The organism is Microbispora sp. H13382 (genome assembly GCF_014161445.1).
Classification (GTDB): domain Bacteria; phylum Actinomycetota; class Actinomycetes; order Streptosporangiales; family Streptosporangiaceae; genus Microbispora.
Genome location: NZ_JABBXA010000005.1, coordinates 70,326 through 93,675 on the forward strand (window position 1 = coordinate 70,326; position 23,350 = coordinate 93,675).

22 protein-coding genes are annotated in these 23,350 nt (G+C 72.1%); 16 read left to right on the top strand and 6 right to left on the bottom strand.

Annotated features, from left to right (window positions below; all coding sequences use genetic code 11):
* Positions 1-14: 14 nt before the first annotated feature.
* The 3 genes from fdhD to HHX41_RS12255 all read right to left on the bottom strand — a co-directional run bounded on the left by fdhD (position 15) and on the right by HHX41_RS12255 (position 3,238).
* A complete protein-coding gene (fdhD, locus tag HHX41_RS12245; protein WP_182906048.1) occupies positions 15-890 on the bottom strand; it encodes a formate dehydrogenase accessory sulfurtransferase FdhD in 876 nt (291 codons plus the stop codon).
* A gap of 61 nt (positions 891-951) precedes the next feature.
* Complete coding sequence (locus HHX41_RS12250; RefSeq protein WP_182906049.1) at positions 952-2,040, bottom strand: glycosyltransferase family 9 protein; 1,089 nt, start codon at positions 2,038-2,040, stop codon at positions 952-954.
* Positions 2,033-3,238 carry a glycosyltransferase gene (locus HHX41_RS12255; RefSeq protein WP_182906050.1) on the bottom strand — a complete coding sequence of 402 codons (1,206 nt, stop codon included), beginning with the start codon at positions 3,236-3,238 and terminating at the stop codon, positions 2,033-2,035. Before HHX41_RS12255 ends, HHX41_RS12250 begins: the two co-directional genes overlap by 8 nt.
* Positions 3,239-3,474: 236 nt before the next feature.
* Between HHX41_RS12255 and HHX41_RS12260 the strand changes: the two genes are divergently transcribed.
* From HHX41_RS12260 to HHX41_RS12300, 9 genes are all read left to right on the top strand, one after another.
* The gene (locus HHX41_RS12260) at positions 3,475-4,701 is read left to right on the top strand and encodes a glycosyltransferase family 9 protein (protein WP_182906051.1); all 1,227 of its coding nucleotides are present in this window, start codon (positions 3,475-3,477) and stop codon (positions 4,699-4,701) included.
* 118 nt (positions 4,702-4,819) lie between these two features.
* Positions 4,820-5,665 (top strand): biotin--[acetyl-CoA-carboxylase] ligase, encoded by an 846-nt coding sequence (locus tag HHX41_RS12265; RefSeq protein ID WP_182906052.1) that lies wholly within the window; start codon positions 4,820-4,822, stop codon positions 5,663-5,665.
* Between the two features lie 207 nt (positions 5,666-5,872).
* Positions 5,873-6,385, top strand: a complete 513-nt coding sequence (locus HHX41_RS12270) for a PH domain-containing protein (protein ID WP_169986170.1) — start codon at positions 5,873-5,875, stop codon at positions 6,383-6,385.
* Between the two features lie 77 nt (positions 6,386-6,462).
* Positions 6,463-7,464: an adenylate cyclase regulatory domain-containing protein gene (locus HHX41_RS12275; protein WP_310741940.1), complete on the top strand. Its 1,002-nt coding sequence runs from the start codon at positions 6,463-6,465 to the stop codon at positions 7,462-7,464.
* Between the two features lie 10 nt (positions 7,465-7,474).
* Complete coding sequence (locus HHX41_RS12280; RefSeq protein ID WP_169986172.1) at positions 7,475-8,560, top strand: S-(hydroxymethyl)mycothiol dehydrogenase; 1,086 nt, start codon at positions 7,475-7,477, stop codon at positions 8,558-8,560.
* A 134-nt stretch (positions 8,561-8,694) separates the two neighbouring features.
* Entirely contained in the window at positions 8,695-8,874 is a 180-nt protein-coding gene (locus HHX41_RS12285; protein ID WP_142616586.1) for a bacterioferritin-associated ferredoxin, read from the top strand.
* Between the two features lie 13 nt (positions 8,875-8,887).
* Entirely contained in the window at positions 8,888-9,370 is a 483-nt protein-coding gene (gene bfr, locus HHX41_RS12290; protein ID WP_182906053.1) for a bacterioferritin, read from the top strand.
* Between the two features lie 261 nt (positions 9,371-9,631).
* A complete protein-coding gene (locus HHX41_RS12295) occupies positions 9,632-10,300 on the top strand; it encodes a response regulator transcription factor (protein ID WP_030451323.1) in 669 nt (222 codons plus the stop codon).
* Between the two features lie 35 nt (positions 10,301-10,335).
* Positions 10,336-11,604 (top strand): HAMP domain-containing histidine kinase, encoded by a 1,269-nt coding sequence (locus HHX41_RS12300; RefSeq protein WP_182906054.1) that lies wholly within the window; start codon positions 10,336-10,338, stop codon positions 11,602-11,604.
* 7 nt (positions 11,605-11,611) lie between these two features.
* On the opposite strand, the gene HHX41_RS12305 is transcribed toward HHX41_RS12300, so the two are convergent.
* The gene (locus HHX41_RS12305; RefSeq protein ID WP_182906055.1) at positions 11,612-12,130 is read right to left on the bottom strand and encodes a GtrA family protein; all 519 of its coding nucleotides are present in this window, start codon (positions 12,128-12,130) and stop codon (positions 11,612-11,614) included.
* Positions 12,131-12,372: 242 nt separating this feature from the next.
* On the opposite strand from HHX41_RS12305, the gene HHX41_RS12310 reads away from it, so the two are divergent.
* Genes HHX41_RS12310 through purE form a run of 3 tightly spaced genes read left to right on the top strand, consistent with a single transcriptional unit; the run spans position 12,373 to position 15,070 of the window.
* On the top strand, positions 12,373-13,371 hold the full coding sequence (locus tag HHX41_RS12310) for a hypothetical protein (RefSeq protein WP_182906056.1): 999 nt from the start codon (positions 12,373-12,375) through the stop codon (positions 13,369-13,371).
* 36 nt (positions 13,372-13,407) lie between these two features.
* Positions 13,408-14,574: a 5-(carboxyamino)imidazole ribonucleotide synthase gene (locus HHX41_RS12315; RefSeq protein ID WP_182906057.1), complete on the top strand. Its 1,167-nt coding sequence runs from the start codon at positions 13,408-13,410 to the stop codon at positions 14,572-14,574.
* On the top strand, positions 14,567-15,070 hold the full coding sequence (gene purE, locus HHX41_RS12320) for a 5-(carboxyamino)imidazole ribonucleotide mutase (protein WP_142616591.1): 504 nt from the start codon (positions 14,567-14,569) through the stop codon (positions 15,068-15,070). The genes HHX41_RS12315 and purE overlap by 8 nt, the downstream gene beginning before the upstream one ends.
* 74 nt (positions 15,071-15,144) lie before the next feature.
* Here purE and HHX41_RS12325 read toward each other — a convergent pair whose 3' ends face one another.
* A complete protein-coding gene (locus HHX41_RS12325) occupies positions 15,145-16,458 on the bottom strand; it encodes a UDP-glucose/GDP-mannose dehydrogenase family protein (RefSeq protein ID WP_182906058.1) in 1,314 nt (437 codons plus the stop codon).
* Between the two features lie 225 nt (positions 16,459-16,683).
* Here HHX41_RS12325 and HHX41_RS12330 point away from each other — a divergent pair, with 225 nt between their 5' ends.
* The 3 genes from HHX41_RS12330 to HHX41_RS12340 all read left to right on the top strand — a co-directional run bounded on the left by HHX41_RS12330 (position 16,684) and on the right by HHX41_RS12340 (position 20,859).
* On the top strand, positions 16,684-17,847 hold the full coding sequence (locus tag HHX41_RS12330) for an acyl-CoA dehydrogenase family protein (protein WP_182906059.1): 1,164 nt from the start codon (positions 16,684-16,686) through the stop codon (positions 17,845-17,847).
* Positions 17,848-18,078: 231 nt separating this feature from the next.
* On the top strand, positions 18,079-19,476 hold the full coding sequence (locus tag HHX41_RS12335; RefSeq protein ID WP_182906060.1) for an alpha/beta hydrolase: 1,398 nt from the start codon (positions 18,079-18,081) through the stop codon (positions 19,474-19,476).
* Between the two features lie 309 nt (positions 19,477-19,785).
* The gene (locus HHX41_RS12340; protein ID WP_310741941.1) at positions 19,786-20,859 is read left to right on the top strand and encodes an FUSC family protein; all 1,074 of its coding nucleotides are present in this window, start codon (positions 19,786-19,788) and stop codon (positions 20,857-20,859) included.
* Between the two features lie 117 nt (positions 20,860-20,976).
* Here the strand turns inward: HHX41_RS12340 and HHX41_RS12345 are convergent, their stop codons facing one another.
* Positions 20,977-22,314, bottom strand: coding sequence for a penicillin-binding protein (locus HHX41_RS12345; protein WP_182906061.1), 1,338 nt, complete (start codon positions 22,312-22,314; stop codon positions 20,977-20,979).
* Positions 22,315-22,762: 448 nt separating this feature from the next.
* Here HHX41_RS12345 and HHX41_RS12350 point away from each other — a divergent pair, with 448 nt between their 5' ends.
* Positions 22,763-23,347, top strand: a complete 585-nt coding sequence (locus HHX41_RS12350; RefSeq protein WP_182906062.1) for a MauE/DoxX family redox-associated membrane protein — start codon at positions 22,763-22,765, stop codon at positions 23,345-23,347.
* Positions 23,348-23,350: the final 3 nt, after the last annotated feature.

The following is a 23,350-nucleotide window of genomic DNA, read 5'->3' on the forward strand; positions in this document are numbered from 1 at the left end:
GCCCGACCGGCCTTTCAGGGCTGTCCGACGTCGACGCGTTCCGGGCAGGCGTAGATGTTGAAGCGCTCCTCGCGCAGGAACCCCACCAGCGTGACGCCGAACTCCCGCGCCAGGTCGACGGCGAGCGAGGAGGGCGCGGACACGGCGCACACGACCTGGATGCCGGCGCTCGCCGCCTTCTGCATGATCTCGTAGCTGACCCGGCCGCTGACCAGCAGGACGTGCCGGTCGAGGGGGGTCCGGCCGCCGAGCAGCGCCCAGCCGACCAGCTTGTCGACGGCGTTGTGCCGCCCCACGTCCTCACGTACGGCCACGGGCGTGCCGTCGGGGGTGAACAGCCCGGCGGCGTGCAGCCCGCCCGTCCTGCCGAAGACCCCCTGGGCCGCCCGCAGCCGGTCCGGCAGGCCGTACAGGGTCGTGGCGGACACGCCGACCGGCGGGCGCACGGCCGGCACGGCGCAGCGGTCGCGCAACGCGTCGAGGCTCGCCGTGCCGCACACGCCGCACGCGCTCGACGTCAGGAAGTTGCGCGCCCGGGCGCCGAGGTCGGGCAGGTGCGGGGCGGTGAGCCGCACGGTCACGGTGTTGTAGCGCGCCTCGGGGTCCAGATCCTCGTCCGTGCAGTAGCCGATGGCGGCGATATCGCCGGGACCGGCGACCCCCTCGCCGTGCAGAAAGCCCGCCGCGAGCTCGAAGTCCGCGCCCGGTGTCCGCATCGTGATCGCCACCGTACGGCTCTCGCCGCCGGCGAGGAGCCGGATCTCCAGCGGCTCCTCGGTGGCGAGGTCGTCCCGCCGGTCGCGTACGGACGATCCGGACACCCTGCGGACGCGTGAGCGCGTGACGGGCCCCGGTCGAGCCGAGGGCCGCGCCGCGCCGTCCCGTTCCATGTGCCGCCTCCTCCGGGCGTGGCTGCCGTTCTTTCCGGTACGCAGCCTGCCACGCCGCGTCTCAGGCGTCGTCCGCCGGGTGGCGCGCGGGGGAATCGGCGCACAGGCGTGTCACGGCGCGGGCGACGGAGGACACGCCGATGTCGGTCATGCAGGCGGCCCCCGCCGGAGACAGCGGGCATTCGGCCGTCCACCAGCACGGCTGCTGGGTGATGGCGGTGGGCCGGCGGTGCGGGCAGCCGGGCTGTCCCTGCAGGTCCACGGCGTGCTCCGGGCCCGTGGACGCGCCGATGCCGTACCTGCGGGCCCAGGTGGGGCCGAAGAGCCCGACGGTGGCCGCTCCGGCGGCGGCGGCCACCCGCAGCGGCCCGGTGTCGCCGCCCACGACCACACCGCCGCGCCGCGCCACGGCGGCGAAGCACGCCGCGAGCCCGCGCAGGCCGCACCGCGGCAGCACGGCCACCTGCGGGCCGAACGCCGCCTGCGTCGCGTCGGCGCGCTTGGGTGGCGCGTCGGGCGTGAGCAGGGGATGGCCGTGCCGGGCCAGCAGCGCGGCGAGTTCGCGCCAGCGCCCGGCGGGCCACCGCTTCACGGTCATGCCCGCGTCCGTGACCAGCACGACCGGGGGCCGCGCCGTACCTGCCGGGGTGGTGGCCGGAACGCGGCGGGCGAGCACGCTCTCGCCGTACGCGATCTCGGCCGGCGTCAGGCGAACGACCGGACGGGCGAGGACGTCCTCGGGCCGGAGCAGTCCCTCGGCGAGCAGTATGCGCAGGTAGCGCTCGCCGACAGGCTCGTCCGGGGGCGGGCGGCGCCACAGGTCGGTGACGCATCGCGCGCCCGATGCGGCGAGGAGATCGGGGATGCCGTCGTAACGGGTGGTGGTGACCACGAGGTCCGGGCGGCGGGCGGCCAGGGCTTCGGCCACGGCCTCCCGCTCGGCGCCCGCGCCGCCGTGTCGGGGGGTGAGCACCCGCGTGACGGCGGGGTCGCCGCGCAGGAGGGCGGCGCCGGGCTCATGGGTGAGCACGCGCAGCGACGCGCCCGGGTTGCGCAGGGCCAGGCCGTGCACGGCGGGCAGGAGCATGACCAGGTCGCCGATCCCGCCGAGCAGGTCGACGACCAGGATCTCCCGGTACGGCTCACGCATCCCGGCGGCCGAGCGGCCGGCCAGGGCCGGCCAGGGTCTCGTACAGCGCCCGGTGGGCGGAGGCGACCCGCGACCAGGAGTGGCGGGCGGCGAGCCGCCGGGCGGCCGCGCCCAGGCGCCGCCGCGCCTGCGGGTCGCCGAGCAGCGGCCCGACGGCGTACGCGATGGCGGCGGGGTCGCGGCGGGCCCCGATCACGGCGACGGTCTCCCCGAGCGGGAGGACGGGGTCGGGCTCGTCCGGCACGGTGACCGCGGTCGGCAGCCCGTGGGCCAGCATGGTGAGCAGCGCGCCGCTCTTGGTCGTCACCCCGGCGGTGAAGGGCAGGACGCCCACGTCCGACGCGTGCAGGAGCTCCGACACCCGGGCGGCGGGCAGGTGCCCGGTGAACGTCACCGCGTCCGCGACGCCGTGACGCGCGGCCAGCGCCTCGAGCTCCACCCGGAAGGCCCGGGCCTCGGCCTCCGGCAGCGCCTGGGAGGTGAAGCCACCCACGACCAGCAGGCGCAGGCGGGGGCTGGCCGCGCGCAGCGCGGGCAGCGCCTCGACGAGCTGCCGCACGCCCTTCACGGGGTGCACGAACCCGAAGAAGGCGAGCAGCGGGTCGTCGCGGCCCATGCCGAGCGTGCCTCGCACGCGCACGCGCGCCTGCCGTCCGCCGCCGTGATCCACGACGTTCGGCGCCAGGGGCACCTCCACGGCGGCCGTCCCGGCGCGCCTTCGGACCTGCAGGGCGTGGGAGGCGTTGGTCACGACCACGAGGGCGCTCGCGGGCACCAGACGCCCGGTCTCCCGGTCCCACAGCCGGGCGCGTTCCAGCGGCCGCCAGACGGGGCCGGGCACCCAGCCGGGGGCCGCCCACCAGCCGTACTCGTGCAGGGTGGTCACCAGCGGCGCGCCGGGCGGCAGCAGGGGCGGCAGCAGTCCGGGCAGCCCCGAGAACCGGTAGGCGGACGGGGCGAACTGCACATGGACCACGTCGGGGCGCAGCCGCCGCACCCTCCGGGCGGCGTCGAGCGTGGCGGGCAGCCAGTGCCAGGGGGAGCGGGACCCCGGCGACCCCACGGGCACCCCCACCGCCTCGACCCCGGCCTCGCCGAGCGCGCCGACGAGCCGTTCGACGTAGTCGCCGACGCCGTCGCGGTCGGCGGGCCCGGGGCCGTGGACCATGGCGACGCGGATCCGGCCCCTCTCCGTCATGGCCGCCCCCTTCCTCGGCTCGCGGCGATCGGCCCGCGCCTGTCGCGGCGATGTCGTGTCCGTGCGTCCACGACCCCGCCGTTCCGTCCGGTTCCACTGAAGAGGGCGCCTCCCACCCCGCATGAGTGCGCCTTCGCGGCCGGCCGCGGCGCCTCGGAAGGTGCCCGAGGGACTTTCGTGGCAAACCATGCATTTGTGGGGCTTTATGCGCCTTTTTAGGGGGGTACGCGCAGGAAATGGAGCATCCCGCGGCGCTCGCAGGCCCGCCGGTCCCGTGGCGGGAGCTCGCTCGCGTGCTCGTGATCCGCCCCGACAACCTCGGCGACGTCGTGATGGCGGGCCCGGCGCTGCGGGCGCTTCGGCGGGCCGCTCCCCGGGCCCGGCTGGACCTGCTGGCCGCCCCCGCCGGCGCCGCCGCGGCCGCGCTGCTCCCCGAGGTCGACGGCGTGCTCACGGCCTCGGTCTCCTGGCAGAAGACCGGCGGGCAGGACGTTCCGGTCACCGACGACCTGGACCTCGTCGAGCGGATCGGGTGGGGCGGCTACGAGGCGGCGGTGATCCTGACCTCGTTCTCCCAGGCTCCCCGGCCGGCCGCGTATCTCTGCCGGCTCGCCGGGGTGCCCGTACGGGTCGGCATGTCCAAGGAGTTCGGCGGGGCGGGGCTGACCCACTGGGTGCCGTCACCGCCGGACGAGACCCACCAGGTGGATCGCGCGCTGCACCTGCTCGAACGGACGGGTGTCCCCCCGGTCGAGGGCAGGCTGCGCGTGCGCGTGCCGGCGGAGGCGGCCCGTACGGCCCGCCGCCTGCTCGGCGCCGCCGCGGGCGGCCGGTCGGCCCGGGACGGTCACGGGGACGGTCACGGGGACGGCCGCGGTCATGGGGACGGCCGCGGTCATGGGGACGGCCGCGGTCATGGGGACGGCCGGGGGAGGCGGCCGTGCGCGCTGATCCTCCCCGGGGCCTCCTGCTCCGCGCGGCGGTACCCGGCCGACCGGTTCGCCCGGGTGGCCGGGCTGCTCACCGCCGCGGGGCTGCGGGTCGTCGTGGCGGGCACGGCCAGGGAGAGGCCGCTCGTCGAGCTCACCGGCGCCGGCGTGCCCGGCGCGCTCCTGCTGCCGGGCCGGCTCGACGTGCCGGTCCTGGCGGCGCTCATCGACGCCGTCGACGTGGTCGTGTGCAACAACAGCGGCGGGGCGCATCTGGCCAGCGCGCTCGGCACGCCCGTGGTCGTGCTGTTCGCCGGCACCGAGCAGGTGGAGCAGTACCGGCCGCGGTTCGGCCCGGCCTCGATCCTCACGGTGCCCACGGCGTGCTCGCCCTGCCGCCAGTTCGCCTGTCCCTTCGCCCTCGACTGCCTCGACATCCCTCCCGAGCAGGTCGCCGCCGAGGCGCTGCGCCTGGCCGACGAGCGTGGCGGACCCTGGTGGCGGGCCCCGGCGGGCATGCGGGACGCCCAATGAGCCGGCGGGCGGAAACGGGCGCCGTGCGGACCCCGGCTCGCCGCCCGGCTCCGGCGCGTGCGCGCGGTGGACGGACGGCGCGCGGCGGAGCAGGCCCGGGGGCCGATAGCCTGATCGGGTGCCCAACTCGCCGTACGCCGATCTCGACCGTCCTCCGCTGTCGGAGACCGCGCTGACCAGGGCGCTGGTGCGCCCCGGCTCGCTGTGGTCGTCCGTACGCGTCGTCGAGCGGACCGGCTCCACCAACGCCGACCTGGCCAGGACCGTGCGCGAGAGCCCGGCCGAGGGCGCCGTGCTGGTCGCGGAGGCGCAGGAGGCCGGCCGGGGCAGGCTCGGGCGGCCGTGGACCGCGCCGACGCGCTCGGGGCTGACGTTCTCGATGCTGCTGCGGCCGGAGGTGCCGCTCGCCCGGCAGGGCTGGCTGGCGCTGCTGGTCGGCCTCGCCGCCGCCTCGGCCGTACGGCGGATCGCGGAGGTCGACGTGCGGCTCAAGTGGCCCAACGACCTGATGGTGGGGGAGCGCAAGCTCGCCGGCATCCTGGCCGAGCGGGTCGACCGCGCGGTGGTCGTCGGCATGGGGCTCAACGTCTCGCTGCGGCGGGAGGAACTGCCCGTGGACCGGGCCACGTCCCTCGCGATCGAGGACGCCGCCTGCACCGACCGTGACCCGCTGCTGCGCGCGATCCTGCGGGAGGTCGAGTCGCACTACCGCGACTGGGTGGCCGCCGACGGCGACCCGGACGCCTCGGGCCTGCGTGCCGCCTACCTCGCCTGGTCGTCCACCGTGGGGCGGGAGGTCAGGGTCGAGCTGCCCGGCGACCGGGTGCTGACCGGCCTCGCGACCGGCGTCGACGCGTCCGGTCATCTGCTCGTACGCGGTCAGGACGGAGACCACGCGCTCAGTGCGGGCGACGTCGTCCACGTCCGCCGTGACACGTCCGGGGAGAACGGCGCCGCGGGCTGACCTAAGGTCGTGCCTGACAAATCATGGCCCTGCTGCGCGTGGCCCAGGCGGCGCCTCGCCGCGTTGTCGTCGTCGGCCGGAGGCTCCGCTCCGGCCTCCTCCTCCGCCTTGCAATGCATCCACCTGGATCCACGCTCGCGACGGGCAGCATTTGTCAGACACTCCCAACGCATGCAATCCACCGGCGATCGTGTCACGATTTGCGCCATGGGTCTCCCTGATCAATACCTGGCCGACGGCGAGCGGATCGTTCTATCGTTCCATCCGCACTGGAAGCGGCTGATCCTGCCGTTCCTCGCCCTCCTCGTCGTGCTCGCCGCCGCCGTCGCGGCCTTCGTCTTCATCCCCGGCGACTACGAGTACGCGGGGTACGCCCGCGGCACGGTGGCCGTGGTCGCCTTCGTGGCGCTGGTCCTTTGGACGCTCATTCCCTACCTGCGCTGGGTGACGACCTCCTACACGCTGACCTCCCACCGCTTCGCGATCAGCACGGGGGTGCTGAACAAGTCGGAGGACGACATCCCGCTGGCCAAGGTCAGCAGCGTGAGCTCCGACCAGCGGCTCATTGAGCGCATTCTCGGCTGCGGCACGCTCCGGGTCGAGTCGGCGTCGGAGAAGGGCGACATCGACTACCGGGACATCCCCCAGATCCAGCGCGTACGGCACGAGCTGTTCCGGCTGGTGGAGGACGCCGCAGACGGGAACATCGACGGGGACTGAGCGCGGCGCGGCCCACGGGCCGCCCGGCGAAGCGAGCCCGGACGAGACGGACAAGGCAGGACACGGGGGAGGGGGACGTGGACACAGGGGGGCGCCCCGGCGCCGACGACATGCGGCGGTTGTTCCTGGGGCCGCCGCCGGCCTACACGCGACGGCAGGTGGCCGAGGCGGCCGGCATCCCGCAGGACCTGGCGGCGCGGATCTGGCGGGCCCTCGGCTTCGCCACGTTCGCCGACGAGGCCGTCGCGTTCACCGAGGCCGACCTGGCGGCCCTGCACCGCATCCGCGACCTGCTCGACGCGGAGATGCTCGACGAGCGGACCGTGATCCGCATGGCCCGGGCCCTCGGCCGTACGACCGCGCGCCTCGCCCAGTGGCAGGCCGAGATCATGGTCGACGCGCTGATCGAGCCCGGCGCGAGGGCGGGGGAGGACGCGCTGCGGCAGGTGATGGACACGGTCAGCCGCCTGCTGCCGGACTTCGAGCAGACGCTGGTGCACGTCTGGCGCTCCCAGCTCGCCGCGACCGCGAGCCGGCTGGTCTCCCTGGCCGAGCCCGGCGAGGACGTCCCGCCGACCCGTCCGAGGCTCGCCGTCGGGTTCGCCGACCTCGTCGCCTTCACCCGCGTGTCGCGCGAGCTGGACGAGCTGGCACTGGCCGACCTGGTCGAGGGGTTCGAGTCGCGGGCCTCCGACGTGATCGCGGCGCACGACGGGCGGCTGGTCAAGACGCTCGGCGACGAGGTGCTCTTCACCGCCGCCGACCCGCGGACCGCGGCCCGCATCGCGCTCGACCTGCTCGACGAGCTCAAACGGGACGCCGAGGGGCCGGACGTGCGGGTCGGGCTGGCGTACGGGCCGGTGCTGCCGGCCATGGGTGACGTGTTCGGCACGACGGTCAACCTGGCGGCGCGGCTGACGGCCATCGCGCGGCCGGGAACGATCCTGGCCGACAGTGAGCTGGCCGCGGGCCTCGCCGGGGCATCCGGCGTCGACCTGGTCAAACTCCGCCGCCGTCCCGCGCGCGGGCTCGGCGTGGTGGAGCCGTATGTTCTGAGGAGATCCAGCCGAGAGAGTTGAGGTGCAGGACATGCCGTACGAAGTCCAGGGCGTGGTGGCGCGCGGCAAGGGAGAGGCGGTGACGCTGGAGACGGTCGTCGTGCCGGACCCGGGGCCCGGCGAGGCGGTCGTCAACGTGCAGGCCTGCGGCGTCTGCCACACCGACCTCCACTACCGGGAGGGCGGCATCAACGACGACTTCCCGTTCCTGCTCGGCCACGAGGCCGCGGGTGTCGTCGAGGCGGTCGGCGAGGGCGTGACCGAGGTCGAGCCCGGCGACTACGTGATCCTGAACTGGCGGGCGGTGTGCGGGCAGTGCCGCGCCTGCCTGCGTGGCCGGCCGTGGTACTGCTTCAGCACCCACAATGCCGCGCAGAAGATGACACTGGCCGACGGCACCGCGCTCAGCCCGGCGCTCGGCATCGGGGCCTTCCTGGAGAAGACCCTCGTGGCGGCCGGGCAGTGCACGAAGGTCAACCCGGCGGCCAAGCCGGCCGTCGCCGGCCTGCTCGGCTGCGGCGTGATGGCCGGACTCGGGGCCGCGATCAACACCGGCGGCGTCACACGGGGCGACACGGTCGCGGTGATCGGCTGCGGCGGCGTCGGCAACGCGGCCATCGCGGGTGCGCGTCTCGCCGGAGCCCGGACGATCGTCGCGGTCGACGTGGACGACCGCAAGCTCGACTGGGCCCGCGGCTTCGGCGCCACGCACACCGTCAACTCGCGGGACACCGACGCGGTGGAGGCGATCCGCGACCTGACCGGCGGGTTCGGCGCGGACGTCGTGATCGAGGCGGTGGGCCGTCCCGAGACGTACAAGCAGGCCTTCTACGCCCGCGACCTCGCCGGGACGGTCGTGCTGGTCGGCGTGCCGACCCCGGAGATGCAGCTCGAACTGCCGCTGCTCGACGTCTTCGGCCGCGGCGGAGCGCTCAAGTCGTCCTGGTACGGCGACTGCCTGCCCAGCCGGGACTTCCCCATGCTGATCGACCTCTACCTGCAGGGACGGCTCGACCTCGACGGGTTCGTCACCGAGACCATCGGCCTCGACCAGGTCGAGGAGGCCTTCGGCAAGATGCACCGCGGGGAGGTGCTGCGGTCGGTCGTGGTGCTCTGACGCTCCCGCGACGGGCGGCGCTTCCATTGCGGAGTGCCGCCCTTTTCTGTGCCTTGGATCACATAGGCAAGCCTTACCAAAGTGGGTTATCTTAGGTATGCCTAACCTTCCTGAAGATCTCTGAGAGGCGACCCATGTACGTCTGCATCTGCCGCGCCGTCACCGAGAGCGAGGTGCACGACTGCATCGCCGACGGGGCGAGGACGGCTCGCCAGGTGCGGGATGCCACGGGGGCAGGGGGGGACTGCGCGTCTTGTGTCCGGAAGATCTGTGCGATCCTGAAACGGTCAGAGGACCTGGTAACCAGCGCATAGATCGAGGAAGCTTATGCAGGGCGACAAAGAGATCATCGCGCTGCTCAACGAGCAGCTCACCTCCGAGCTGACCGCCATCAACCAGTACTTCCTGCACGCGAAGCTGCAGGAGAACTGGGGATATACGAAGCTCGCCGCCCTCACGCGGGCGGAGTCCATCGACGAGATGCGGCACGCGGAGGAACTCACCGACCGGATTCTGTTCCTGGAGGGTCTGCCGAACTACCAGAAGCTCAACACCCTGCACATCGGCCAGACCGTCAGGGAGCAGCTGGAAGCGGACCTTGAGCTGGAGCTGGGCGTGGTCAAGCGGCTGCGGCCGGGGATCGCCCTCATGCGGGAGCGGGGAGACATCACCTCGGCGACGCTCTTCGAGCACATCCTGGCCGACGAGGAGCACCACATCGACTATCTGGAGACCGAGCTCGGCCTTCTGGAGAGCCTGGGCGAACAGCTGTACCTGCAGCGGTACGCGGAGCCGCCGTCGTCCTCCTGAACCACCGTCGTTCCCGGGGCTTCACGGGAATTCAGATGGACAACGCCCGTCGTCATCGTTTCGGCGGGCGTTTTTCGTACCCTCATCCGATTTCCTGCGACGATGTTCTAAATGGTCGAGAATGGGGTAGAAGATCGCGTCGCTTGCGTGCTGACTATCCCGGATTTATCAGTGTTTGCCCAGGTCAATTGATGGGTCAACGACAAGTCAAAAGGCGCGCTGTAGCCGGGAAACGATCGCACAAGGTCCTACGATCGCACCATGACCTGCGTACTTCTCGCCGAGGATGACACCTCGATATCCGAGCCGCTGGCGCGTGCCCTGCGCCGGGAGGGCTATCAGGTGGAGGTGAGCCCGGATGGCCCGCAGGCCCTGGAGAGGGCCTTGTCGGGGGGCGTCGACCTGATTGTTCTCGACCTCGGCCTTCCAGAGATGGATGGGCTGGAGGTCGCGCGCCGCATTCGCGCGGAGGGGCACGGGACTCCGGTCCTGATCCTCACCGCGCGCGTCGACGAAGTCGACACCGTCGTCGGCCTCGATGCCGGGGCCGACGACTACGTGACCAAGCCGTTCCGCCTGGCGGAGTTGCTCGCCCGCGTGCGGGCCCTGCTCCGGCGCGGAACATCGGAGACCCCGGTGGTGCAAGGCGTCCGCATCGACGCCGACTCGCGCCGGGCCTGGATGGGAGACAAGGAACTGCACCTGACCACCAAGGAGTTCGATTTGCTGCGCGTGCTCGTACGGGACGCCGGCAAGGTCGTCACCCGCGAGCAGATCATGCGCGAGGTGTGGGACACGAACTGGTGGGGGTCGACGAAGACACTCGACATGCACATCTCGTGGCTGCGCCGCAAGCTCGGCGACGACGCGGCCAAGCCGCGGTACATAACGACAGTCCGAGGGGTCGGCTTCCGTTTCGAGCGCGAGTAGCCGCCGTGGGGCGGTTGCGGGGGAGGGGCTAGCACGTGCGCCGGCGCCTGCTTTCCTCCATGCTGCTCGTCGCGGTCATCGCGGTACTGCTGTTAGGCGTGCCCCTGGGCGTGGTCGTCGTGCGCTTGATCAACGACGAGGTCGCCCAGGAGCTCAGGACGGACGCGAACCGGCTGCTGCTCGGAGTGGAGTACTCCGTCAGCCAGCGGCAGGAGATCAGTCCCGACCAGCTCGCGCGGAACTACCCGGACCGGTACCTCCAGGTGTTCGTCCGCGGGAACCCGCCGATCGTCGTGGGTGCGCCTCCTCCGGCGGGCCGCGACCTGACCGAGGAGGCGCGTTCCGAGAACGGATACGTACGCGTCAGCCGTGACGCGGCCCAGATCCAACAGGACACCCAGGCGCGGCTGGTGCTCATCATGGCGCTCGCCGTCGTGGCCCTCGGGGCCGCGATCGGGCTGGCCACCGTCACCTCGCGTCGCCTGAGCCTGCCGCTCCAAGATCTCACCAGGATCGCGGAGCGGCTGGGCTCGGGCGACGCCAGGCCGAGCAGGCACCGCTACGGCATCCCGGAGCTGGATCTCGTGGCCGAGGTGCTGGACCGGAGCGCGCTGCGGATCTCCGACCTGCTCGCGCGGGAGCGCGAGTTCGCGACCGACGCCTCCCATCAGCTGCGTACGCCGCTGACCGGGCTGAGCATGCGCCTGGAGGAGATCGTCGCGGCGGCCGACCAGCCCGAGGTGGTCCGCGAGGAGGGCGAGGCGGCGGTGGTGCAGGTCGAGCGGCTGACCGCGGTGATCGACGAGCTGCTGGCCGCCGCCCGCAGGCAGCGGCACGCCCAGGCGGAGCCGATCGACGTGGACGACGTGGTGGGGCAGCAGATCGTCGAGTGGGAGCCCGCGTTCCGCCGGGCCCACAGGTCGCTGGTGCTCGCGGGCGACCGCGGCCTGCGCGCCCTCGGCACGACCGGCGGGCTCAGCCAGGTGCTGTCCACCCTGCTGGAGAACTCCCTGAAGCACGGCGACGGCGTGCTGACGATCAACACATCGAGTACGGGCAGGTCTGTGGTGATCGAGGTGGCCGACGAGGGCCCGGGCATCCCGGAGGCCCTCGGCCACCGGGTGTTCGAGCGGAGCGTGAGCGGAGGAGGCGGCACGGGCCTGGGGCTCACCCTCGCCCGCGCGCTGGTCGCGGCCGACGGCGGGCGGCTGGAGCTCGTCAAGCGCCGCCCGGCGACCTTCGCCATCTTCTTACGGCACACCCGCGACAACGACCGTCACCGGGTGGTGAGCGGCCCCGCGTGACGGGGTTTCAGCGGGTGGCGAGGGGGTCGACCTGGGCCTTCACCTCGGGGTGGGGCCGTGCGCCGGCCCCCTCCACGATTTCCTCGGCCAGTTGAGGGGCCGCCAGGAACACCCACTTCTTGTAGGACCAGAAGCGGAACAACGTGCCCAACCCGATGCCGACGAACTGGGCGATGTTGTAGCTCAGCGCGTCGTGCAGGCCCAGCGAGTACGTCACGAAGCCGATGGTGAGCAGCGGGGGCAGCAGCCCGATGCCGTTCAGCACGAAGAACAGCACGTACTCGCGCGCCAGGCCGCTCTGCTCCCGATGACGGTAGGTCCAGAAGCGGTTGCCCATGTACGCGAACGAGGCGGCGACGATCGTGGCGAAGACCTTCGAAGACAGCGGACCCAGGCCGACGCCGAACCGCAGCAGGTTGGTGCCGCCGAAGTCGATGACGAACGCGATCGCGCCCACCAGGCCGAACTTGATCAACTCGTGGATGAGCGCGGCGAACCGCTCGTAGGCGCTTCGAAGAAACTGCACGTCCCGCACGGTCCTTCCTGTTCGGCGGCCACGGTCGGCGGCGAGGTCTTCTCAGGCTACCGGTAGGAGGCACAAATCGGGGTCTTGCCGCAACCTTGGCCCGCTTCGTCCCAGGTCACCAAAGAACATTTCAAGAAAAATCCTGCTATCTGGGATGACCGGGCGGTCTTCGCACTACGCTCTCGCCCAATCAGGATCACTTCGCTCGGGGCGCGCGCGGTCTGGAGGGGTGGCCTTTCATCGTGTTGCGGAAAATCACGACCCTCGGTCTCGGCCTCGTCCTGCTCGCGGGGTGTGGGACCGAGGGCGTGCGCGAGACCCCGGCCGGCCCCGGTGACACGTCCCCGGCGACCGTCGAGATCACCATGGCCGAGGCGCAGGCGGCCTTCGACGGCCTCGGCGATCTCGCCGGCGCCTGGCGGGACCAGGACTGCGCCAAGATCGAGCACCTGACGACCGGCGTGGAGAGCACCATCGGCGGCCGCGTCTGCGCGGCCGCGCGCGTGGGCCTCGCCGCGCCCGGTCTGCCCGCCTACCGGGATCCGGAGTTCCTGCTGCCCGCCCGGCAGGACGGCGAGGACGGCGCCTGGTTCGCCGTGCTCGCCAAAAAGCCCAAACCTGTCTACCTGATCTTCGTCCGGGCGGACGGCCGATGGCGGCTCGACGCCGGACCGATCCCGGTCGTGGGGAAGGCTCCCCAGGTGAAGGGCAGCGTGGAGGGCGGCGTGGAGGGCGAGGTGACCGACGCCTCGGCCGACCCGGACGCGGCCGTCGGCGCGCGGCTCGCGCCCACCCGGCACGTGGCGTTCCTGACCGATCCCGCGGGGGTGAACGGAAAGGGGGTCGGCGGGGTGCGCTTCGCCTCCGGCGACCCCATGCGCGGCCTTCTCACGGAACTGGTCGGCGCCCCCGGCAGGGTCCGCCCCGATCACCTGTCCACGGACGTGCGCATCGAGGGACCGGCCCGCGCGCTCGCGCTGCCCGGCGGCGGGTCGCTGGTGTTCCACGCGCTGCGCGTCGTCTTCGCCCAGAAGCCCGGCTCCGGCCGTTCCTCCCTGGCGCACCCCCGCTATCGCGCCGCGGACGTACGCGCCTTCACGGGTGGCACGCCCAAGTCCGTCGCCGGCAGTGAGATTCTGGTGCTGGCCACCAGGGTGGCGAAGGACAACACCATGACGACGGTGGGCCTGCGGCGGGTCCTCGCCGACGTCACCGAGAACTCCGACCAGGGCTCCGGCTGACAGGTCCTCCTCGCGCAATAGGTAGGCTGACGTGTCGTGAACAGCCCGAACGTTCCCCCTTCGAAGCCCGTGACCGCGCCCGTGGTGGGCATGGTCGGCGCGGGCCAGCTCGCGAGGATGACGCAGCAGGCGGCGATCGCGCTCGGCGTCGACCTGCGCGTGCTCGCGAACACCCGTGACGAGAGCGCCGCCAAGGTGATCGTGGACACCCGGCTCGGCGACTACCGCGACCTGGCCGACCTCCGGGAGTTCGCCAAGGGGTGCGACGCCGTCACCTTCGACCACGAGCACGTGCCGACCGAGCACATCCGGGCCCTGGCCGCCGACGGGCTCGCCGTGCACCCCGGGGCCGACGCCCTGGTCCACGCGCAGGACAAGGCGGTCATGCGGGAGCGGCTCACCGCGATCGGCGCGCCCTGCCCGGCCTGGGCCCGGGTGGGCGACGTGGCCGGCGTCGAGGCGTTCGCCGGGGAGCACGGCTGGCCGGTGGTGCTGAAGGCCGTGCGCGGCGGCTACGACGGGCGGGGCGTGTGGGTCTGCGCCTCGCCCGAGGAGGCGCGCGAGGCGCTCGCCACCGGTGTCGAGATGCTGGCCGAGGCGTTCGTCCCGTTCGAGCGGGAGGTCGCCGTGCTGGTCGCCCGGTCCCCGCACGGTCAGGGCGTCAGCTATCCCGTGGTTGAGACGGTCCAGGAGGACGGCATCTGCGTCGAGGTCATCGCACCCGCGCCGGACATGAGCGAGGAGGAGGCGGCCGACGCCCAGCGCGTCGCGCTCACGATCGCCCGCGATCTCGGCGTGACCGGGCTGCTCGCGGTCGAGATGTTCGTCACGAAGTCCGGGCTCGTGGTCAACGAGCTGGCCATGCGCCCGCACAACAGCGGCCACTGGACGATCGAGGGCGCCCGCACCTCGCAGTTCGAGCAGCACCTGCGGGCCGTGCTCGACCTGCCGCTCGGGTCGCCGTCGATGACCGCGCCGGTCGTCGTCATGGCCAACCTGCTCGGCGGAGCCGACCCCGACGTGTACTCCCGGTACGAGCACGTGATGGCCAACGACCCGGGCATCAAAATCCACTTCTACGGCAAGGACGTCCGGCCCGGCCGCAAGATCGGGCACGTCACCGCCCTCGGGACCGACCTGGACGAGGTGCGGGCCCGCGCTCACCACGCCGTCACCTGCCTGAAAGGACCCGCAGATGCCTGACGTCGGGATCGTCATGGGGAGTGACTCGGACTGGCCGGTGATGCGTCAGGCCGCCGAGGCGGTCGCGGAGTTCGGCGTGTCCTTCGAGGCCGACGTGGTGTCGGCGCACCGCATGCCCGCGGAGATGATCGAGTACGGCTCCCGCGCCGCCGGTCGCGGGCTGAAGGTGATCATCGCGGGTGCGGGCGGCGCCGCGCACCTGCCGGGCATGCTGGCCTCGGTCACCCCGCTGCCCGTGATCGGAGTCCCGGTGCCGCTCAAATATCTGGACGGCATGGACTCGCTGCTGTCGATCGTCCAGATGCCGGCCGGGGTGCCCGTGGCGACCGTCGCCGTAGGCGGAGCCCGCAACGCGGGACTGCTCGCCGTACGGATCCTGGCGGCGTCGGACGAGGGGCTGCGGCGGCGGATGGAGGAGTTCCAGGCAGCCCTCCGGGACCAGGCGCACGCCAAGGGCGAGCGCCTGCGCGCCGAGGCGGCCCAGCTCGGTCAGTAGACCGGGCCCCGGCGCGGTCGGCGACCCGTCGCGAGGTGACCTGCGGGAACGGCTCCTGACGGAACGTGGGGGGATCAGGGGCGGCCGAGGGCGTGGTAGTCCCAGCCGGCGTCCCGCCAGGTCTCCGAGTCGAGCGCGTTGCGGCCGTCGATGACGACGCGCGCCGCGACGGCCGCTCCCAGCTCCTCGGGGTCGAGGGCGACGAACTCCGGCCACTCGGTGAGCAGCAGCACGACTTCGGCCCCACGGGCGGCCTCCATGGCCGATTCGGTGTACCCGAGGTGGGGATGGGCCGCCCGCGCGTTGGACAGGGCGACCGGGTCGTAGACCGTGACCTGCCCGCCCTGCTCGGCGATCTTCACGGCCACGTCGAGCGCCGGGGAGTCGCGGATGTCGTCGGAGTTGGGTTTGAACGCCGCTCCCAGCACCGCGACCCTGCGGCCGTCGAACGCCCCGCCCAGGACGTCGCGGGTGAGGTCGACCGTCCGGCTGCGGCGCCGCATGTTGATCTCGTCGACCTCGCGGAGGAAGGCGAGCGCCTGCGCGGCGCCCAGCTCGTCGGCCCTGGCCGTGAACGCCCTGATGTCCTTCGGCAGGCAGCCGCCGCCGAAGCCGAGGCCGGGGTTGAGGTATCTGCCACCGATCCGCTCGTCGTACGACAGCGCCTGCGCCAGCTGCGTGACGTCGCCGCCGGCGGCCTCGCAAACCTCGGCCATGGCGTTGATGAACGAGATCTTCGTGGCCAGGAACGCATTGGCGGCCGACTTCACCAGCTCGGCCGTGGGGAAGTCGGTCACCACGATCGGGACCTCGCCCAGGGGCGCGTAGACGTCCCGCAGCACTTTCTCGGCCCGCTCGGAGGCGACCCCGAGGACGATCCGGTCGGGGCGGAGCGTGTCCTGCACCGCGAAGCCCTCACGCAGGAACTCGGGGTTCCAGGCCAGCTCGACCTGCATGCCGGCGGGAGAGAGCCGTACGAGCTTGTCCGCGAGGCGCTCGGCGGTGCCGACCGGCACCGTGGACTTGCCCACGACCAGGCACTCGCGGTCGAGGTAGGGGGCCAGCGACTCGACGACCGCGTCGAGGTAGGAGACGTCGGCGGCGTACCCGCCCTTCTTCTGGGGAGTGCCCACGCAGATGAAGTGGACGTCGCCGAACCGCGCCGCCTCCTCGTACGAGGTGGTGAAGCGCAGCCTGCCCGAGTCGAGGTTGCGGCGGAGGAGCTCCTCAAGGCCGGGTTCGTGGATCGGCAGCTCACCGCGCTGCAGCCGTTCGACCTTGCTCTGGTCCACATCCAGACCGAGCACTTCGAAGCCCAGTTCGGCCATGCACGCCGCGTGCGTAGCACCCAGGTATCCGGTCCCCAGCACAGTGAGGCGGTACGGCACGGCATGCTCCCCTCTTACCGACTCTTTGTGATCTGGCATGGTACCGGCCCACTCAACTGCCCTGTGAGCCACCTGGGCAAACCGGCGCCTTGGCCCCACGGTACGGCTCTCGGCCCGGCCGGTCGACGCCAGGCGGCCCGGTTCTCCCTCCCAGTCAGGGAGTTCTGTCAAGGAGGCTGCCGTACTGACTGGTAACTTTCTAGTCGGACGTCCTAGTATCGCGCTATGAGCTTCCCTCTCTACGCGCCCGCTGAGGAGCACGACATGCTCCGTGAGACGGTCCGGGCCCTCGCCGACGAGAAGATCGCCCCGCGTGCCGCGGCGGCGGACGAGAACGAGGAGTTCCCCTGGGAGGTCTACAAGGACCTCGTCGCGGCCGACCTGCAGGCCGTCCACATCCCCGAGGCGTACGGCGGGGCGGGTGCGGACGCGCTCGCGACCGTGATCGTGATCGAGGAGGTCGCCCGCGCGTGCGCCTCGTCCTCGCTGATCCCGGCCGTCAACAAGCTGGGCACCGTGCCGCTGCTGCTGTCGGCGTCCGAGGAGCTCAAGCAGCGCTACCTGACGCCGGTCGCGCGCGGGGAGGCGATGTTCTCCTATGCCCTGAGCGAGCCGGAGGCGGGCTCGGACGCCGCCTCGATGAAGACCAGGGCCGAGCGTGACGGCGACCACTACGTGCTCAACGGCACCAAGATGTGGATCACCAACGCGGGCGTGTCGGAGTACTACACGGTCATGGCCGTGACCGACCCCTCGGCCGGCGCCCGGGGCATCTCCGCGTTCGTGGTGGAGAAGGACGACGAGGGCGTGTCGTTCGGGCCGAAGGAGAAGAAGCTGGGCATCAAGGGCTCGCCCACCCGCCAGGTCATCCTGCAGGACGTCCGCATCCCGGCCTCGCGGATGGTCGGCGAGCCGGGCACCGGGTTCAAGACCGCGCTGGCCACGCTCGACCACACCCGCGTCACGATCGCCGCGCAGGCGCTCGGCATCGCCCAGGGCGCACTCGACTACGCCATCGGGTACGTCAAGGAGCGCAAGCAGTTCGGCAAGCCGATCGCCGACTTCCAGGGCCTGCAGTTCATGCTCGCCGACATGGCGATGAAGCTGGAGGCGGCCCGGCAGCTCACCTACGCCGCCGCGGCCAAGTCGGAGCTGGCCATGAACGGCACCCCGGTCAAGGACCTGACGTTCTTCTCCAGCGCCGCCAAGTGCGCCGCCTCCGACGCCGCCATGGAGATCACCGTCGACGCCGTCCAGCTCCTCGGCGGGTACGGCTACACGCGCGAGTTCCCGGTCGAGCGCATGATGCGCGACGCCAAGATCACCCAGATCTACGAGGGCACCAACCAGATCCAGCGCATGGTCATGGCCCGCCAGCTCCTCAAGTAGCCGCTGAGCAGCGAAAACCCCGCCTCCCGTACATGGGAGGCGGGGTTCGCTGTATCTGGAGTCAATTGCGCGCTGGCCTCGGCTACCGCCTGAACGCCGTGTGGACGGCTGAAGTCCCACTCTTCGGACATCGGACATTCGGCACAGTATTGACGGTGGTCAAAATACTGCATAGCTTCGGGGGGTTCCGCGTTCACAGGACACTCTCCTTCCCGGGAACGGAGCTCTTTCGTGCCTCGACGCATCCTTCGCATCCCCGTCGCCGTGGTCGGCTCTCTCGCCCTCGCTGCGGCCACCCTGACCGGAACCGCCGGGGCCGCGACGGACACTCGGACCGGCACCACCGCTGCGGCCGCCACCACCCCCTCGCACCTGTCCGGCACCCTCGCCGACGGCGCCACCTGGATCGCCGACGTGCCCGCCGACTGGAACGGCACGCTCCTGCTGTTCAGCCACGGCTATGGTCCGGCCGTCGCGCAGAACGCACCTTCCGACGAGGCCCGTACGGCCCTTCTCTCGGAGGGTTACGCGCTCGCCGGTTCCTCGTTCGACCCGCAGGGCTCGTGGTGGGCGCTGAACAGCGCCGAACGCGACCAGTTCGCCACCCTCGACGCCTTCGCCCGTACGGTCGGCCGGCCGTCCCGCACCCTGTCGGTCGGGCTGTCCATGGGCGGCCTGGTCAACGCCCAGATCGCCCGCGACGGAGCCGGCCGCGTCGACGGGGCCCTCGGGCTGTGCAGCCTCGTCGCGGGGGGCGTCGACCTGGACGACTACCAGTACGACGCCGAGTACACGATCGCCTCGCTGCTGATGCCCGGCCAGGACGTGCGGCTCACCGGGTTCGCCGACGCCGCGGACGCCGCCGCGACGGCGCAGCGGCTGACCGACGCCGTGATCGCCGCGCAGGCCACCCCGCAGGGACGGGCCAGGATCGCGCTCGCCGCCGCCTATCTCAACCAGAGCGACTGGGCACCCGGCCAGGACCCGCCGGCGGCCAACGATCCCGAGGGGCAGGAGGCCCAGCAGTTCGCCTGGCTCTCCCAAGGGGTGCTCGGGTTCATCGAGCACGGCCGCTGGTCCATCGAGCAGTCCGCCGGGGGCAACACGTCCTGGAACGCCGGGCTCGACTACGCGGCACTGCTGCGCGACTCCGAGCACGCCGGCCAGGTGCGGGCGCTGTATCGCAAGGCCGGCCTCGACCTGCGCGCCGACCTGGCCACCCTGACCCGTGGTGCCAACCTGCGCGCCGACCCGGGGGCGCGGCGCAGGCTGCAGGCGTCCTCCACCGCCGGTCAGAGCCTTGCGGTGCCGCTGCTCAACCTGCACACCATCGCCGACGAACTCGTCCCGGTGCAGCAGGAGGCGGCGTTCGCCGAACGGGTCCGGGCGGCCGGCGACGACCGGCTGCTCCGGCAGGCGTACGTCGCGCGCCAGGGTCACTGCGCCTTCACCACCGCGGAGATCGTCGCGGGTGTGCGGGCGATCGACAGGCGGGTCACGACCGGCCGCTGGGGCGACGTCGCCGAACCCGCTGCCCTGCAGCGCTCCGCTCTGTCGCTGAACCTCGGCGGGGCCGCCTTCGTCCGCTATCGGCCCGGCCGCCTCGTCGTCGGCCGGCACTCCTCCTGATCGGCTCGCAGATGCCGGCAAGCCCGGCGAAAACCAGGTGATCCCATTCCGTACCCGAGCGGGTCTCCGGCCCGCCGACTCCTCGACTAACCGCTGAGCAGCGAGAACCCCGCCTCCCATGATGGGCAGGCGGGGTTCTCTGCTTCTCGGTGGTGATCACTGTTGCGCCGGTGCTCGGCGGGCAGGAGGCCGGGGGCATTTTGATCTCCCGCCGAACGGGCCGAACCAGAAGAATCTGGGGCAAATGTGATCCCAATGTCATAAAGATCCGCCATCGTGGGAGGAGTGCGAACGTGGCTCGGTGATCAGGTGAGGAAACGGCTGGGCACGTTCAATCTGATCGGGCCCTCCATCGCGCAGTGCGCCGTGGGCGCCGCGCTGGCCTGGCTCGTCGCCGTGCATCTGCTCGGCCACGCGCACCCTCTCTTCGCGCCCATCTCTGTGATGATCTGCGTGGGCATAGGGCTCGGCCAGCGGCTGCGCAGGCTGGCCGAGCTGGTGGTCGGCGTCAGCCTGGGTGTGGGCGTCGGCGACCTGCTGGTGTCCTGGATCGGCTCGGGTCCCTGGCAGCTGGCGCTCGTGATTGCGCTGGCGATGACCGTCGCGTGGCTGTTGAACAGCAGCGAGCTGTTCGTGTCGCAGGTCGGATCGTCCGCGGTGCTGGTCGCCATGCTGGTGCCGGGCGCGGACGTCGGCGGGCTGGACCGGATGGCCGACGCGCTCACCGGCGGCATCGTCGGCATCGTCGCGGTCGCCCTGCTTCCCGCCAGCCCCCTCACCATCGCGGGCAAACATCTGTCCGGCGTGCTGGACGCCTTCTCCACAGTGCTGGAACAGGCGGCGGAGGCGATCGAGAAGGGCGATGCGGACCTGGCCGCAGAGGCACTGGAGTGCGGACGCAGGACCCAGACCGCGGTTGAGGAGTTCGCGGCGGCGCTGGAGAACAGCAAGGAGATCATCAGGATCTCGCCGCTGCGCTGGCATCACCGGGCCAGGCTGGCCGGATATCAGACCGCCGCCGTGCCGGTGGACCTGGCGCTGCGCAACGCGCGGGTGCTGGTCCGCCGCACGCTCGCGGCGATGGGGGAGCCCAGCCCGCCGCCGGTCGCGCTGGCCGAGGTGCTGCGCGAAGTCTCGGAGGCGGCGCTGCTGCTCCAGCTCGAACTGGGGGCCGGGCGCGAACCGATGCTGGCCAGGCAGGCGTTGCTCGCCGTCGCCGCACGGGAGCGGCCCAAGAACCTGGGCTTCTCGGCGAACGTCATCATCGCGCAGCTGCGCTCCATCGCCGTCGACCTGCTTGAGGCGACCGGGATGGATCACGACGAGGCCTCGGCCGCGCTGCTCCCGCTGAACGAGCTGAGCGACGAGAGCACGCGGGGCTGAGGCGCCCCGCACGCCCGGAGGCGGGAGGCCGGAGTGGACTCCTCGGCCGTGATTCGGGGAATTCGCCGGCCGAAACGTCGGTGGCGGTGAGAATTTCGCGCGGTGTCCGGACCGCGGTCAGTTCGGGCAGGCGTCGTGGCAGCCGCCGAAGCGCCCGGTGTCCGGCGGGGTGAAGTGGGTCTCCCGTGTCCCCCGCACCGCCTCGGTCATCGCCTTCTTCCAGACGAGGCCGGGGATCGACGTCCCTCCCACACGGGCGTAGTGACGGCCGCCGATGGTGACGTCGGTCATCGGGTGCCAGAGGGCGCCGCGAACGTCGCCGAGGCTCACGGCCGAGGCCAGGTCAGGGGTGTAACCGGCGTACCAGGCGGTCCGGTGGGCGTCGCCCTCGCCGGGCATGCCCGCCGCGTCGCGGCCGATGCCCTTGAGCGTGCTGCTCGCCAGGACGTCCGACAGCACTCCGGTGACCGCGTCGGCGACCGCCGGGTCCAGGACCTGCACGCAGCGCGGCGGGAAGGTGCGCGGGGCGCCCGAGCCGTCCCGGATCTCGGTGATCAGCCTCGGCTCGCAGAAGCGGCCGCGGGCGGCGAGGCTCGCGTAGGAGTTGGCCACGGAGACGGGATCGGCCTCGGTGGGGCCGAGCGTGAAAGACTCGAACTCGGGGAGCGGGCCCCCATCGGCGCTCCTGAGCCCGAGCCGCAGGGCCGTCTTGACGGTCTCACACAGGCCGACCTGCTCCTGCAAGCGGACGTAGAAGGTGTTCACCGCGTCCCGGGTGCCGGATCGCAGGGTGACGAACCGGTCCCCGCCCTTCTTCCGGTTGTGAAAGGAGACACGCGGATCGCCGACGGCGTTGCCCGCACAGTTCTTGAACGTCGCGAGGCCCCGGGCGCGGTACTCGTCCCCGACGAAGAAGCCGTCGTCGTATCGCAGACCGGCGGCGAACGCGGCGGCCAGGGTATAGGGCATCGCCGTCGTGCCCTGCTGGAAGCCCGGCCCGTCGGCCGGATCGCGGCTTGTGGCCATGGCTCTGACGGCGCCTTCACCCGGCGCGATCATGACCTGGGTGGCGATCTGTGCGTCCTCGCGGTGAACGTAGGCGTCCATGGCCCCCTGCGCGGCCCGCTGGAGCCGCAGGTCGATCGTCGTCTGGATCGTCAGGCCGTCACGGGTGAGCAGTCGCGGATCCTCGGCGAGAAGCCGCTGTCCGACGTACCGGCAGAGGTAGGGATAGGCGCTCTCCGCGCAGTCGCCGGGCAACTCCTCGATGACGGCGCCCTCGGCGTCCAGCAGCACGCTTTTGCGGGCCACGGGGGAAGCGGGGGCCGTGGCGGTGGAAGCCGAGGCCACATGCTCCTCGCTCGCCATGTCGCCCGCCGAATTCCGCAGCAGCAGGAGAGCCGCGATCGTCGCACCCACCCCGGCGACGCCAAGGAACACCAGTAATGCCTTCATCGTTGCCCTTCGATCGCCAAAGGCCCAGTTTCCGTCATTCTCCGGTCACCGCACCGGCTCAAAACGTCCCTTCCATGATGCGGTTCTCGCGCCACGCGACCAACTCCGTGCGGGCACCCGGCGGGCGTTTCCTCTGCGGATACGCAGACGGCCGGGTATGAGAGGCGCCGTCGAAATCGCGCGCCGATATCAAGAGTGTCGTTTATCGGTTTTCGGCCCTGCGACAAACCATTCACCGGCCACCGGAAGAGTTCGCCGCCTCGCCGGGCGCGGCTCGTCGGCAGCCGGGGCTGTGGCGGGAACGCGTCCTCGGCCGGCCGCGCACGCGTGGGGGCCGATGGTCCGGCCGGGGCGTTCGTCCCCGATACATCGCGGTGTGTAGCCGTCGTGTACCCCACGTCCTGCGGCCGTTCCTAGCGTGGAGGGCGACCCGCCCGACCGACCGGGGATGAGGACGCCCGTGGCCTATCTCTTCGCCTTCTGCCGGCTGCTCACGGGGATCGTCTTCCTCATGTCCGTTGTGAGCAAGTTGCGTGGGCGGACGGCGTACGAGGAGTTCACGGCGGCCACTCGCGCCCTCACACGCCTGCCGGCCCGGCGGGTCAGGCCTGTCGCGGCGCTCGTCGCCGCCGCCGAGGCCGCCGTCGCGCCGCTGCTGGCCTGGGGGCCCACCGTGCTCGCCGGCTTCTGCGTCGCACTGGGGCTGCTCGCGGCCTTCACCGTGGCCATCGTCGCCGCGCTGCGGCGCGGCCGGCGGGTTCCCTGCCGCTGCTTCGGCGCCTCCGCCGTTCCGGTCGGCCCCGGTCATCTCGCGCGCAACGCCGTGCTCGTCGTCGCGGCCGCGGCCGGAGCGGTCCTGGCCGCGACCGAGGCGGTCGTGGCCCGGAGCGGAGCGGTCGTGACCGGGAGCGGAGCCGTCCTCGCGGACCTCGATCCGGCCGGGCTCGCCGCGGTCGCGCTCGCGGCCGGAGCCATGGCAGCCCTGCTGTCGGCGACCGGCGAGATCGCCGATCTGTTCACCAGTACACCCTGACGG